We start from the raw sequence: 14986 nt of genomic DNA, 5'->3' as shown, positions 1-14986 counted from the left end.
CGGCCCGTCTGGGTGGCCGGTGGTGGGGTGGAGTGCCTTGTCCTCCGAAAACGCCAGGTTTTTCCCTTCTTCGGGCCCCCACCCCCTTGGCTCTTCCCCCCCCCCCCCCCCCCCCCCCCCGGGCCGCGGAACTTTCGTCCAAGACAGGACCCGCGCCTTCGGCCAACCTGGAGGCATGTCCAGAGACGACACGGGGGTTGCACCCCCGGAGCGCACTGCCCACGACCGCTGGGAGGTGGCCCGCCCCCTCGGCGGCACCTCTTCCGAGGGCGTACACATGGCCGGCTTCCGGGACCGCACGGCCGGCGGGCTGGACCTGCGGGTACTGCCGCAGCCCGCCGTGATCGTCGTCATCGGGCTCGGAGCCCGCCCGGTCACGGTGGAGAGCGCCTCCGGAAACCGGCCGCTGGAGGGAATCGTCGCTTCCCTGTCCCCCGGTCCGGCCCGTATTCGCGGCCAGGGCGTCGAATGCGTCGAGGTGGCCCTGTCGCCCCGGGCCGCGTACGGCCTGCTGGGCGTCTCCCCGCTCGAACTGGACGGGTCCATCACCGGACTCGACGACCTGTGGGGACGCCACGCCCGGCTGCTGCGGGAGCAGTTGGCCGATACCGCGTCCTGGCAGGAACGCCTTGCGCTCACGGACGGATTCCTCAGACGCAGGGCGGCGGACGCTCCCCCCATGGCTGCCGAGGTCGCCGCCGCATGGGACGCCATCGTGGCCGGCCGAGGCCGCGTGCGGGTCGGCGAGCTCGCCTCGTCCTTCGGATGGAGCCGCAAGCGGCTCCGGGCCAGGTTCAGTGCCCAGGTCGGCCTGACCCCCAAGCGGGCCGCCATGCTGGTCCGCTTCGACCACGCCGCCCGGGCGCTCCTGGCCGGTGAGCGTGCCGGCGACGTCGCCGTGGCGTGTGGATACGCGGACCAGCCCCATCTGCACCGTGACGTCCAGGCCCTCGCCGGATGCACGCCCCGCGCACTGGCCGGCCTGACCGCGTCCACCGCGTCCACCGCGTCCACCGCGCCCTGAACACCCCTGTCCCGACCGGTCGGTGATCGGTCGACTCCGAGGAAGGAAACAAGACCTGTGAGGAACACCGAGACCCGCACAGCGCAGACGGCGGCAGCCCGGGAACTCGTCGTCCGGCTCGCGTTCGGGAGCATGGCCGCGCACACCCTGCGCGCTGCGGTCCGCCTGGGGGTCGTGGAGCTGCTCGGCAACGGGCCGCGCCCCGCCGCCGAGGTGGCGGCCGCAACCGGGGCCGCGCACCAGCCCATGACACGCCTGCTGCGCGCCCTGAGCGCCCTCGGCCTGCTCGCGGAACACACCCCCGACACGTTCGCGGTGACCCCGGCGGGCGCGCTCCTCGGCCCCGACCACCCGGACTCCCTCGCGTCGTTCGTCCGCATGTTCACCGATCCGGCGATCGTGCGCGCCTGGGAGCACCTGGACAGCAGCGTCCGCACGGGGGAGATCGCATTCGACTCCGTCTTCGGAACGGACTTCTTCGGCCACCTGGCCCGGCACCCCGAGCTCTCCGCGGACTTCAACGCGGCCATGAGCCAGGTCGTCTCCGAAACCGCCGCGGTGCTGCCGCGCGCCTTCGACTTCGGCCGGTTCACCTCGGTCACGGACGTCGGTGGCGGCAGCGGCACCCTCCTGGCCGCGGTCCTGGAAGCGCACCCGGGTCTCGGCGGTGTGGTCTTCGATACGGCCGACGGCCTGGCGGAGGCGGCGAAGACCCTGACCCGGCACGGTCTGGAGGAGCGCTGCTCCCTCGCGGCGGGAGACTTCTTCCGGTCGGTCCCGCGGGGGTCGGACGTGTACCTCGTGAAGAGCATCCTGCACGACTGGTCGGACGAGCAGGCGGTCACCATCCTGCGCCACTGCCGCCAGGTACTGCCGCCCGGCGGTGTCGTCCTGATCGTGGAGCCGGTCCTTCCCGAGGTGGTCGGCACCGAGGAGGAGGGCACCTACCTGAGCGATCTCAACATGATGGTGAACGTCGGCGGCAGGGAACGCACGCGCAAGGACTTCGAGGAGGTGTGCCGCCGGGCCGCCCTGCGCGTCACGTCGGTCACCCCGCTCGCGGACGCCGCCCCGTACTCCCTGATCGAGGCCGTGGCCGAGTGACCGCGGACCCCTCGGCCTGAGCCCGGACGGCCGCGTCCGACGAGGCTCCGTACACCCCCGTCGTCAACACTTCACACCAGCCCCCGACAAAACCCAACTCGGGTTCCTGTTGGGGGCGTTGTGCGTTCAAGGCCTGAATGCGCGAACCCTTGACGCCTCTGGTTCAGACCTTTACTTTTGCCGCTCAGAAAGTGGAACGACGTTCATGTCCTTGAACCGCCTGGTCGACCCGGTCGATCCGCGGTGGGCGCCGCCGCCCGGCCCCGTCCCCCGCCGAAGCCTCCCCCACCCGAGAGGACCCCCACATGCACCGGACCCGTCTGCCACTGACCGTGGCCGCGCTCGCCCTTGCCGCCGGCGGTCTCACCGTCACCACCGACGCCCCCGCCGAGGCCGCCGCCGGCCGGATCACCGGCATCGGCGGCACATGCGTCGACGTCGCGGGGGCCAACCCCGCGAACGGCACCCCCGTCCAGCTGTACACCTGCAACGACACCGCCGCCCAGACCTGGGACGTGGGCGCCGACGGCACCCTCAAGGCCCTCGGCAAATGCCTGGACGTGACCTCGGGCGGCACGGCCAGCGGAACGACCGTCCAGCTCTGGGACTGCAACGGCTCCGCCGCGCAGCGCTGGACCGTCACCGCCGCCCGCGACATCGTCAACCCGCAGGCGGACAAGTGTCTCGACGCCACGGGGAACAGCTCGGCCAACGGCACCCGGCTGCAGATCTGGACCTGCACAGGCGCCGCCAACCAGAAGTGGACGGCACCCCCGGCAGGCGGCACCGGACCGGCCCCCGGCGGGAACATGGCGGTCGCGCCGTACCTCTACAACGGCTGGGGCAGCCCGCCGAGCCCGACCACCGTCATGAACGCCACCGGCGTCAAGTGGTTCACGCTGGCCTTCGTCCTCAGCAACGGCTACTGCAACCCGCAGTGGGACGGGGGCCGCCCCCTCCTCGGCGGCGTCGACCAGCAGACGGTCGACACCGTCCGGGCGGCCGGCGGCGACGTCATCCCCTCCTTCGGCGGCTGGAGCGGCAACAAGCTGGAGAGCTCCTGCTCCAGCGCGGGCGAACTCGCCGCCGCGTACCAGAAGGTCGTCAACGCGTACGGCCTCAAGGCCATCGACATCGACATCGAGGCCGCCGCCTACGACAGCCCCACCGTCCAGCAGCGCACGGTCGACGCCCTCAAGACGGTCAAGGCCGCCAACCCCGGCCTGAAGGTGTACGTCACCTTCGGGACCGGCCAGAACGGCCCCGACACCAGCCTCGTCAACCGGGCCGCCGCGGCCGGTCTCACGGTCGACAGCTGGACCATCATGCCGTTCAACTTCGGCGGCAACGGACAGAACATGGGCACCCTGACCGTCCGCGCGGCCGAGGGGCTCAAGACCGCGGTGAAGAACGCGTACGGCTACAGCGACGACCAGGCCTACCGCCACACCGGCATCTCCTCGATGAACGGCGTCACGGACGTGGGCGAGACCATCACCCAGGCCGACTTCCGCACGATCCTCGCGTACGCGCAGCAGCGGCACCTGGCCCGACTGACCTTCTGGTCCGTCAACCGCGACCGGCCGTGCACCGGCGGCGGCGCCGACACCTGCTCCGGAATCGGGCAGCAGGCCTGGGAGTTCACCCGGATCCTCGCGGCGTACAACGGCTGACCCACGGCCCTCTCCGTTCGTCTCCTCCCGTCCCCCACCAAGGAGCCCCATGTCCGCCCCCACTCCCCTCGCGCGAGGCGCCGCGCCCCGGCGCCCCGCCCGTGCCCGCCCACGACCCCGGCGCCTCGCGGCGGTCCTGGCCACCGGCGCGGTGGTCTGCTCGGCCCTCGTCGCCCTCTCCCCCGGATCCGCGGCCTCCGCGGTCTCCTCACCCGGAACCGGAAGCGGAACCGGAGCCGTAGCCGTAGCGGGAGCCGGAACCGGAATCAGGGCAGCGGCAGCGGCAGTAGCCGCAGCCGAGATCCCCACCGGCGCCGTCACCGTCGTGAACGCCGGCAGCGGCAAGTGCCTCGACGCCCGCGCCGCCGCGACCACCGACGGCACCGCCGTCCAGCAGTACGCCTGCAACGGCACCACCGCCCAGCAGTGGACCGTCGCACCGACCTCGGACGGCCACATCCGGATCGGCGCCCGCGACGACCCCGCCCAGGTCGTCGACGTCAGCGACGTCTCCACCGCCGACAACGCCGCCGTCCACCTGTGGACCTACGGCGGAGGCCTCAACCAGCAGTGGCGAGCCGTCGACGAGGGAGGCGGCGCCTTCCACCTCGTCAACCGCAACAGCGGGAAGTGCCTCGACGTCCCCGCCGCGTCCACCGCCGACAGCGTGCAGCTCGTCCAGTACACCTGCAACGGCACGGCCGCCCAGCGCTTCCAGGTCACCCCGGTCGGCACCGCGCCCGGGGACGTCGACCTCGGTCCGAACGTCGTCGTCCTCGACCCGTCGATGCCCTCGGCGACCGTCCAGGGCCGGCTGAACACGATCTTCCAGCGCCAGGAGACCAACCAGTTCGGGCCGGAGCGGTACGCCGTCCTGTTCAAGCCGGGCACGTACAACAACGATGTCAACGTCGGCTTCTACACCCAGGTCCTCGGGCTCGGCCAGTCGCCCGACTCCGTGACGATCAACGGCGCCGTCCACGTGGAGGCCGACTGGTTCCCGCCGCAGAACGCGACCCAGAACTTCTGGCGCGGCGCCGAGAACCTCTCCGTCACCCCGACCGGCGGCACCGACCGCTGGGCCGTGTCCCAGGCCTCGTCGTACCGCCGGATGCACGTCCGCGGCAACCTGGAACTGAGCGACGGCGGCTGGTCCAGCGGCGGATTCATGGCCGACACCAAGATCGACGGCCAGGTCCGCTCCGGCACCCAGCAACAGTGGCTGACCCGCAACTCCCAGCTCGGCTCCTGGACGGGGTCGAACTGGAACATGGTCTTCGTCGGCAGTCAGGGCGTCCCCGGCACGAGCTTCCCCCACCCGCCCTACACGACCGTGGACCGCTCCCCCGTCGTCCGCGAGAAGCCCTTCCTCACCGTGGACGCCACCGGCGCCTACACGGTCGTCGTACCCGCCCCGCGCACCGACTCCACGGGCACCACATGGGCAGCCGGCGGCACCCCCGCCGCGACCCGACTGCCCATCGACCGCTTCCACATCGTGAAGCCGGGCGCGACCGCGGCCCAGATCAACGCGGCCCTCGCGGCAGGCAAGGACCTGCTGGTCACCCCCGGGGTGTACCACCTGGACCAGACCCTGCGGGTCACCCGCCCCGACACCGTGATCCTCGGCCTCGGCCTCGCCACCTTCGTCCCCGACAACGGCGTCACCGCCATGACCGTCGCCGACGTCGACGGGGTGAAGATCGCGGGCGTCCTCTTCGACGCCGGCACGGTCAACTCCCCGACCCTGCTGGAGCTCGGGCCGGCCGGTTCGTCCGCCTCGCACGCGACGAACCCGACCTCGCTCCACGACGTGTACTTCCGCGTCGGCGGCGCGGCCGTCGGGAAGGCCACCACCAGTCTGGTCGTCAACAGCGACCACGTCATCGGCGACCACCTGTGGGTCTGGCGCGCCGACCACGGCACGGGGGTCGGCTGGAACACCAACACCGCCGACACCGGTCTCGTCGTCAACGGCGACGACGTCACCATGTACGGCCTGTTCGTCGAGCACTACCAGAAGCACCAGACCGTCTGGAACGGCAACCGCGGCCGGACGTACTTCTACCAGAACGAGATGCCGTACGACCCGCCCAACCAGGCCGCCTGGATGAACGGTTCCACCCAGGGCTACGCCGCCTACAAGGTCGCCGACTCGGTCACCAGCCACCAGGCCTACGGGCTCGGCAGCTACTGCTACTTCAACGTCGATCCGGGCGTGACCGCCGAGCACGCCATCGAGGCACCCGACCGTCCCGACGTGCGCTTCCGGAACATGGTCACCGTCTCCCTCGGCGGGACCGGCACCATCCGGCACGTCGTCAACGACCGCGGCGGCCCGTCCAACTCCTCCACCAACGTCGCGAACCTGGTGAGCCACCCATGAGACGACACCTGATACGGCTCCTCGGCCTGATGGCGCTCGTCCTCGGCCTCGGTGCCGTCGGACCCGCCCAGGCCGCCCCGGCCGCACCCGACTTCCGCGTGATCGCGTTCTACAACGGCACCTGGGACGCGGCCCACATCGACTTCGTGAAGGAGGCCAACGACTGGTTCCCCCGGACGGCCGCCGCCCAGAACTTCTCCTACACGGCGACCACCGACTGGAACCTCCTCGCCAACGGCGGCGTGGACGCGTACGACGTCGTCCTCTTCCTCGACGACGCCCCGCAGAGCGCCGCCCAACGCGCGGGATTCGAGCGGTACATGCGCAACGGCGGAGGCTGGCTCGGCTTCCACGTCTCGGCGTTCACGACCAACGCCTCCGGCTGGAACTGGTACTACAACCAGTTCCTGGGCAGCGGGAACTTCCGCTCCAACACCTGGGGTCCGACCACCGCCCTCGTCCGCACCGAGAACGGCTCCCACCCGGCCGCGGCCGGCCTGCCCACGACGTGGACCTCCGCCGTCAGCGAGTGGTACAGCTGGTCGAACAACCTGCGGTCCAACCCGTCGGTCAAGGTGCTCGCCTCGGTCGACCCGGCCGGCTTCCCGCTCGGCACGGACCCGAACCAGTCCTGGTACAGCGGTGACTACCCGCTCGTGTGGACCAACACGCAGTACCGCATGCTGTACGCGAACTTCGGCCACAACGCCATGAACTACGCCACCGGCACCCGGCTCTCCTCCACCTTCGCCAGTCCCACCCAGAACCGTCTGCTCCTCGACGGCCTCCGGTGGCTCGCCGGCGCCGGCACCACCCCGCCCGGCCCGTTCCCCGGGGACTCCTGGTACACCCTCGCCGCCGAGGCGAACGGCCTGTGCGTCGACGTCAGGGCGGCGGGCACGGCCAACGGCACACCCGTCCAGCAGTACACCTGCAACGGCACCCAGGCCCAGCAGTTCCGCTTCACCCCGACGACCGACGGCCACAGCCGGATCGGCGTGCGCACCGCTCCCCAGCAGTCCGTCGACGTCTCCGACCGGTCGACGGCCGACGGGGCGCCCCTGCAGCTGTGGGCCTACGGGGGCGGCACGAACCAGCAGTGGCTCCCGGTGGCCGAGACCTCCGGCCGGTACCACTTCGTCGCCCGCCACAGCGGCAAGTGCCTCACCACGACCGGCACGGCCGCGGTCGGCGTCGCCCTCGTCCAACGAGCCTGCGACGGCTCCCCGGCCCAGAGCTTCCGGCCCAGCGCGGTGTCCTGACGGTCCCCCAGGACGTCCTTGCCCTCGGTCCCCGGGCACCCCGTGCCCGGGGACCCGGGCGAGGACCATGGCCCTCCATCCTCCGATGCCGCCGCCCCCCGGGCGGCGGTATCGGCATGCGCTCCCGGCGCCCCGGACCGATCATCCGTACATGGCAGGTACTCCCCCACTCCCCGGGCCGACCGGCACGCCCCCGACCCCCGGGCATACCGGCTCCGCCGACGTCCCGGCGTCCCGCCGGAAGAACGCACCCGCGGTCCCGTCGGCCGCGGTGCCGCTAGTCTTCGTCGACCGGACCTCCCGACGCCCGCCCCGCAGTTCCGCTCGACCCGCAGCAGGGAGCCAGATGGGCCGCCGCCTGTTCCTTCGATGCCGTACCGCCCTCGTCGTCACGGCGCTCGCCGCCGTGACGGCGGCGAGCTCGCCCGGAGTGCCATCGCTGTCGGGGGCCACCGCCTCGGCGGCCACGCCCGCGCACGGCCCGCGGACCGCCTCCGCCGGATCGGTCACGCCGGCCCTCGGCACCCGGCCGGCCTCGGCCACCTCGTCCGCCACCTTCGACCCCGCGCCCGCCCGGGCGAGCCTGGAACGCCTGCTACCCACCCGGGCGGCGCAGTTCACCCTGGTCCCGGTCGAGGAGCCCGCCTCGGGCGACTACTTCGCGGTCTCGGGCGAGGCCGGGGCCATCGTGGTGCGGGGCACCTCGCCGGCCACCCTCCTCACCGGTGTCGGCTGGTACCTGGAGCGGGTCGCCGGGGTCGACATCGGCTGGCCCGGCGACAGTGTCGGCCGACTGCCCGGCACCCTCCCCGCGGTCCCCGGAACCCTCACCCGGTCGGCCTCCGTGCCCCACCGCTACGCCCTGAACGACACCGACGAGGGGTACTCCGGCGCCTACCGCGACTTCGCTTCTTACCAGCACGACATCGACCTGATGGCGCTGCACGGCGTCAACGAGGTCTTCGTCCCGACCGGAGCCGAGTACCCGTACTACCGGGCGCTCCAGGAGTTCGGCTACAGCGCGGCGGAGCTGCGCGCCTGGATCCCCGCCCCGGCCCATCAGGGCTGGTGGCTGCTGCAGAACCTGTCGGGGTTCGCCGGACCGGTCTCCGAACAGCTCGTCGAGGCCCGGGCGACGCTGGGCGGCCGGATCGCGAGCCACCTCCGTTCGCTCGGGATGACGCCCGTGCTGCCGGGCTTCTTCGGCACCGTGCCCGCGGACTTCGCCGCGCGGAACGACGGCGCGGTCACCGTTCCGCAGGGCAAGTGGGTGGGCTTCGAGCGGCCCTACTGGCTGGATCCGACCGGGCCGGTCTTCGCCCGGCTCGCCGCCGCCTACTACCGCTTCCAGCAGGCGCGGTTCGGTGTCACCGACATGTTCAAGATGGACCTGCTGCACGAGGGCGGGGTCGCGGGCGCGGTCGACGTCCCGGCCGCCGCCGGGGCCGTCCAGCGGGCCCTGGACTCCGCGCGTCCCGGCGCCACCTGGGTCATGCTCGGCTGGCAGAACAACCCGACCCCGGCCCTCCTCAGCGGCGTCGACCGTCGGCGGGTCCTGATCGTCGACGGCCTCTCCGACCGGTACGACGGTCTCGACCGCGAGGCCCGGTGGGGCGGCACGCCGTACGCCTTCGGCACGATCCCCAACTTCGGCGGCCACACCAGCATCGGCGCCAACACCGGAGCGTGGGTGGACCGCTTCCACGCCTGGCTCGGCAAGCAGGACAGCGCGCTGCGCGGCATCGCGTACCTCCCCGAGGGCACCGGTGGGAACCCCGCCGCGTTCGACCTCTTCACCGAACTCGCCTGGCAGCCGGACCCGATCGACCGGAAGAGCTGGTTCGCCGCGTACGCCGCCCGACGCTACGGCGGTACGGATCCCCACGCGGCGGCCGCGTGGGAGCAGCTGCGCCTCGGCCCGTACAGCATGGCGTCCGGGACCTGGAGCGAGCCGCAGGACAGCCTCTTCGCCGCACGGCCGGGTCTGACGGCGGCCACCGCCGCCAAGTGGAGCCCGAAGGCCATGCGGTACGACGCCGCGACGGTCGAGCGGGCGCTCGCGGAGCTGCTGCAGGTGGCGCCCCGACTGCGGACCACGGACGCGTACCGCTTCGACCTCGTGGACGTGGCACGTCAGGCGCTCACGAACCGCAGCCGGGTCCTGCTGCCGCGGATCAGGGCCGCGTACGAGGCCGAGGACCTGACGGGCTTCCGGACACTGGTACGGGAGTGGCAGGGGCACGAGGAGCTGCTGGGGCGGCTCGTCGGCTCCGACCGGCGGTTCCTGGTCGGCCCCTGGCTGGCCGACGCGCGGTCCTGGGGCGCCGACGCGGAGGAGCGGGACCGGCTGGAGTACGACGCCCGCTCGATCCTCACCACGTGGGCCGACAGGGGACCGAGCGAGACGGGTGGGCTGCGCGACTACGCCAACCGTGAATGGTCCGGCCTCGTCCAGGACGTCTACGCGCCGCGCTGGGCCGCCTACTTCGCGAGTCTCGACCGTGCGCTGGTGACCGACACGGCGCCGGTCGCCGTCGACTGGTTCGCGCGGGACGACGCCTGGGCGCGCGGCCACCAGCGCTATCCGACGACGCCCACGGGGGACCCCTTCGCCCTGGCGGGCGAGGTGCGAACGGCCCTGGCGGCTCCGGCCGCGGGGTCCACGGCCGCTCGCGGCGGAACGACCGTGGTCGCCGGCCGATGAGTTCCCGCCGTTTCCGAGGTCCTACCCGGTGTTCGCCGTGACCGACGGACGAGAACCGACGAGGGAGAAGCCGTGACGGACGATGTCTGGCCGATGGTGCACGCCGAGCGGGCGGCACTGATCGGCGATCTGGCGCACCTCGGGGACGAGGAGTGGCGGCAGCCGTCGCTCTGCGAGGGATGGACCGTGCACGACGTGCTCGCCCATCTGGTCGACAACGCCCGTGCGACACGCGTCGGTTTCCTCAGGGACATGGTGCTGGCGCGGTTCGACTTCGACCGTCAGAACCGGCGCGGTGTGGCGCGCGAGCGCGGGACCACTCCGCAGGAGACCCTGGAGCGGTTCCGTCGGGTGGCGTCGCGGACGTCGGCGCCTCCCGCACCGCTGGACAGCCGGCTCGTCGAGGAGATCGTCCACGGGGAGGACATCCGTCGGCCCCTGGGCCTCACCCGCTCCTATCCGCAGGGGGCCGTCGTCCGGGCCCTCCGTCTCCAGGCGCGCACCCCGGTGTCGTTCGGAGGAGCGAAGGAACTCCTGTCCCGCGTCCGGATCACGGCGACGGACACCGACCTGGCGATCGGCACCGGGCCTGCGGCGGAGGGCCCCGCGCTGTCCCTGCTGCTCGCCGTGACGGGGCGCACGGCGGTGCTGGACGATCTCCGCGGTCCGGGGGTGGCCACGCTGTCGGCGGGCGGCTGAACCGGTGGGCGCCCGGGTGTCACCGTTCACCGTACGGCCACTCGGAATCCACCTCCCATACCGTTCCCAACCAGCCACGCGCAAGATGTCGACCGGAGAATCCTGGCCGACACACTAGACTGGCGGGCTGTTTGGCGTCGGAACGGAACAACCCGGGCAGACCCGGGCTCCGCCGGCGACCCGGACGTTGCCGGGAACGAGACGCGAGGTCCGATGGCAGCCACACCAGAGCACGGTGACACCACTCTGCTCCGCGAAGGGGACCCGTGGGAGGAGGAGCCCGGGAAGTCCGCCCGGTTCTCCGCCGGACCCGCCGCCCCGGTGCGCACCCTCGTCGACGTCTTCGAGGCCTCGGTACGGGCCTACCCCGACGAGCTCGCCCTGGACGACGGCAGCACCCGGCTGACCTACCGGACGCTGGCCGCGGAGGTCGAGCACCGGCGGCGCGCGCTCGCGGCCGCCGGTGTGGGGCTCGGCGACCGGGTCGGCGTCCGGGTGCCGTCCGGGACGAACGAGCTGTACGTGGCCGTCCTCGCCGTGCTCGCCGCGGGAGCCGCCTATGTGCCGGTCGACGCCGAGGACCCGGACGAGCGGGCCGAGCTGGTCTTCGGCGAGGCCGGTGTGCGGGCCGTGGTCGGCGCGGAGCAGCGGATCGACGTCACCGGGCGGGAGGGCGACCGTGCCCCCTCCGCGCGCCCCGGGCCCGACCACGATGCGTGGATCATCTTCACCTCGGGCTCCACGGGCAAGCCGAAGGGTGTCGCCGTCAGCCACCGCAGCGCCGCCGCGTTCGTGGACGCCGAGGCCGCGCTGTTCCTCGTCGACGAGCCGATCGGCCCCGGCGACCGGGTCATGGCGGGGCTCTCCGTCGCCTTCGACGCCTCCTGCGAGGAGATGTGGCTGGCGTGGCGCTACGGCGCCTGCCTGGTGCCCGTCCCGCGGTCGCAGGTGCGCAGCGGCGCCGACCTCGGCCCCTGGCTGGTGGAGCAGGAGATCACGGTGGTCTCCACCGTGCCGACGCTCGCCGCGCTGTGGGATCCGGAGACCCTCGACGAGGTCCGGCTGCTGATCTTCGGCGGTGAGGCCTGCCCGCCCGAGCTGACCCAGCGCCTGGTCACCGAGGGCCGCGAGGTGTGGAACACGTACGGCCCCACCGAGGCGACCGTCGTCGCCTGTGCCTCCCTGCTGACCGGCGAGGAGCCGATCAGGATCGGTCTCCCGCTGAACGGCTGGGAGCTGGCCGTGGTCGACGAGTCCGGCGAGCCGGTGCCGATGGGCGGCAGCGGCCAGCTGGTGATCGGCGGCGTCGGTCTGGCCCGCTACCTCGACCCGGTGAAGGACGCGGAGAAGTACGCCCCGCTGGAGGCGCTCGGCTGGGAGCGGGCGTACCGCAGCGGCGACCTGGTGCGCGCCGAGCCGGAGGGTCTGGTGTTCCTGGGCCGCGGCGACGAGCAGATCAAGCTCGGCGGCCGCCGCATCGAGCTGGGCGAGGTGGACTCCGCCCTCCAGGGCCTGCCCGGTGTCGCCGGCGCGGCCGCCGCCGTCCGTACCGCGCGCAGCGGCAACCAGCTGCTCGTCGGCTATCTCGTGACGCAGGAGGGCTGGGACCACGCGGCGGCGGTCGAGCGGCTGCGCGCCGAGCTTCCCGCGGCCCTCGTGCCGCTCCTCGCGCCCGTCGCCGACCTGCCCACCCGTACGTCGGGCAAGGTGGACCGGGACGCGCTCCCGTGGCCGCTGCCCGACCTGGAGACGAGCGGCCCCTCGGAGCAGCTGTACGGCACGGAGGCCTGGCTCGCCGAGCAGTGGAGCGAGACCCTCGGCGTGTCCGTCACCGGCGCCGCCGACGACTTCTTCGCGATCGGCGGCAACAGCCTCGCCGCCGCCCAGCTCACCACCCGGTTGCGCACCCGCTACCCGAGCGCGGCCGTCGTCGACATCTACCAGCAGCCCACCCTGCGCAAGCTGGCCCGGCGCCTGGAGAAGTCCGCCCAGGACGACGGGGCCGTACGGACGATCCCGCCGGTTCCGTTCCGGGCCGGGCTCCTGCAGAGCGTCCTGCTGCTTCCGCTGTTCACCGTGATCGGGCTCCGCTGGACGGTGGCGCTGCTCGCGCTGGGCAACGTCCTGCACCGGTTCGGGGCCTATGCGTGGGCGCCGACCGCCTCCTGGTGGGTGGTGGCCGCCGGTGCGGCGCTCCTCTTCAGTCCGCCCGGCCGGCTGGCGATCGCCGCGGGCGGCGCACGGCTGCTGCTGCGCGGGGTGAAGGCGGGCCGTCACCCCCGCGGCGGAAGTGTCCATCTGCGGCTGTGGACGGCCGAGCGGCTCGCCGAGTTCGTCGGCGCGACCTCGCTCACCGGATCCTGGCTGGAGCGGTACGCGCGGGCGCTCGGCGCCAAGGTGGGTCCCGACGTGGACCTGCACTCGCTGCCGCCGGTCACCGGCATGCTCAAGCTCGGCCGCGGCTGCGCCGTGGAGTCCGAGGTGGACCTCTCCGGTTACTGGCTGGACGGCGACCGGCTGGAGATCGGCCCGGTGAAGGTCGGCGCGGGCGCCGTGGTCGGCACCCGGAGCCTGCTGTTCCCGGGGGCGCGGGTCGGCAAGCGGGCCGAGGTGGCTCCCGGCTCCGCCGTGGCGGGACAGATCCCGACCGGGCAGCGCTGGGCCGGTGCGCCCGCGGGCAAGCTCGGCAAGGCCAAGCGGAACTGGCCCAAGGAGCGCCCGGCGCGCCCGCTCCACTGGCGGGCGGTCTACGGGGCGACCGGTTTCCTGCTGACGGTTCTGCCGGTGCTCTCCGCCCTGCCCGCGCTGCTCGTGGTGAGCCGCTTCGTGCCCGCCGACGCCGGGCTCGCCGAGGCGCTGCGGGGCGCGCTGGTCGCCGTGGTGCCCGGGGCGCTCGCCTACGGGTTCGCGTACGCGACGCTCGTGCTCGTCTCGGTGCGGCTGCTCAGCCTCGGGCTGCGCACCGGCAGCCATCCGACGCACAGCCGGGTCGCCTGGCAGGCGTGGACCGTCACGCAGCTGATGGACCTGGCACGGGAGACGCTGTTCCCGCTGTACGCCGGGCTGATCACCCCGGTGTGGCTGCGGCTGCTCGGCATGAAGATCGGCCGGGGCGCCGAGGTGTCCACGGTCCTCGCGCTGCCGAGCCTCACCACGGTCGGCGAGGGCGCGTTCCTCGCCGACGACACCCTGACCGCCCCGTACGAGCTGGGCGGCGGCTGGGTGCGCATCGGGCACTCCGAGATCGGCCGGCGGGCGTTCCTCGGCAACTCCGGCATGACCGCGCCGGGCCGCACGGTGCCGGACGACGGACTGGTCGGCGTGTTGTCGGCGACGCCGAAGAAGGCCAAGAAGGGCAGCTCGTACCTGGGGCTGCCCCCGGTCAGGCTGCCGCGGTCCGCGGCGGACTCCGACCGGAGCCGGACGTACGAGCCGCCCGCGCGGCTGCTGTGGGCGCGCGGTCTGGTGGAGCTCTTCCGGCTGCTCCCGGTGTTCTCCTCGGCCGCCCTCGCGGTCCTCACCGTGGCGGCCCTGTGCGGCCTGGCCACGGCGACCGGTGCGGGGGTCTGGGGCACGGCGCTGCTGTCCGGGGCGGTCCTGCTGGCCGCGGGTGCGGCCGCGTGCCTGGTCTCGGTGGCCGCGAAGTGGCTGCTCGTGGGTCGGCACCGGACGGGCGAGCACCCCCTGTGGTCGGGCTTCGTGTGGCGCAACGAGCTGGCCGACACGTTCGTCGAGGTCCTCGCCGTGCCGTGGCTGGTCGGATCGGTGCCGGGCACCCCGCTGCTCAACCTGTGGCTCCGCGCGCTCGGGGCCCGGGTCGGCCGGGGCGTGTGGTGCGAGAGCTACTGGCTGCCGGAGACGGACCTGGTCGTCCTCGGTGACGCGGTCAGCGTGAACCGCGGCTGTGTCCTGCAGACTCACCTCTTCCACGACCGGATCTTGAGGACGGATACTGTGGTCCTCCGCGAGGGCGCCACCCTGGGCCCGGGCGGAATCGTCCTGCCCGGCAGTTCGGTCGGGGCCCGCAGCACGCTGGGTCCCGCCTCTCTCGTGATGGCCGGGGAATCCGTCCCCGCCGACACCCGCTGGCTGGGCAATCCGATCGAGGCGTGGCGGGCCTGAACGGGCAGCACG

8 protein-coding genes are annotated in these 14986 nt (G+C 73.0%); all 8 read left to right on the top strand.

What is annotated here, in order from left to right:
• Positions 1–175 precede the first annotated feature (175 nt).
• Positions 176–1024 (top strand): helix-turn-helix transcriptional regulator, encoded by an 849-nt coding sequence (locus tag ACZ4XX_RS24025; RefSeq protein ID WP_468509918.1) that lies wholly within the window; start codon positions 176–178, stop codon positions 1022–1024.
• A 57-nt stretch (positions 1025–1081) separates the two neighbouring features.
• Entirely contained in the window at positions 1082–2128 is a 1047-nt protein-coding gene (locus tag ACZ4XX_RS24020) for a methyltransferase (RefSeq protein WP_468509917.1), read from the top strand.
• A gap of 305 nt (positions 2129–2433) precedes the next feature.
• Positions 2434–3801, top strand: coding sequence for a ricin-type beta-trefoil lectin domain protein (locus tag ACZ4XX_RS24015; RefSeq protein ID WP_468509916.1), 1368 nt, complete (start codon positions 2434–2436; stop codon positions 3799–3801).
• Between the two features lie 49 nt (positions 3802–3850).
• Positions 3851–6187 carry an RICIN domain-containing protein gene (locus ACZ4XX_RS24010; protein ID WP_468509915.1) on the top strand — a complete coding sequence of 779 codons (2337 nt, stop codon included), beginning with the start codon at positions 3851–3853 and terminating at the stop codon, positions 6185–6187.
• Complete coding sequence (locus ACZ4XX_RS24005) at positions 6184–7449, top strand: ThuA domain-containing protein (protein WP_468509914.1); 1266 nt, start codon at positions 6184–6186, stop codon at positions 7447–7449. The genes ACZ4XX_RS24010 and ACZ4XX_RS24005 overlap by 4 nt, the downstream gene beginning before the upstream one ends.
• Before the next feature lie 346 nt (positions 7450–7795).
• The gene (locus tag ACZ4XX_RS24000; RefSeq protein WP_468509913.1) at positions 7796–10153 is read left to right on the top strand and encodes an alpha-N-acetylglucosaminidase; all 2358 of its coding nucleotides are present in this window, start codon (positions 7796–7798) and stop codon (positions 10151–10153) included.
• 93 nt (positions 10154–10246) lie between these two features.
• Positions 10247–10852, top strand: coding sequence for a maleylpyruvate isomerase family mycothiol-dependent enzyme (locus tag ACZ4XX_RS23995; RefSeq protein ID WP_468509922.1), 606 nt, complete (start codon positions 10247–10249; stop codon positions 10850–10852).
• 213 nt (positions 10853–11065) lie between these two features.
• On the top strand, positions 11066–14974 hold the full coding sequence (locus ACZ4XX_RS23990) for a Pls/PosA family non-ribosomal peptide synthetase (protein WP_468509912.1): 3909 nt from the start codon (positions 11066–11068) through the stop codon (positions 14972–14974).
• Positions 14975–14986: the final 12 nt, after the last annotated feature.

The sequence above is a fragment of the Streptomyces sp. NPDC029956 genome, from assembly GCF_055574655.1.
Note: the sequence above shows the minus strand (reverse complement) of the source record. Positions and strands in the feature narration are given on the sequence as shown.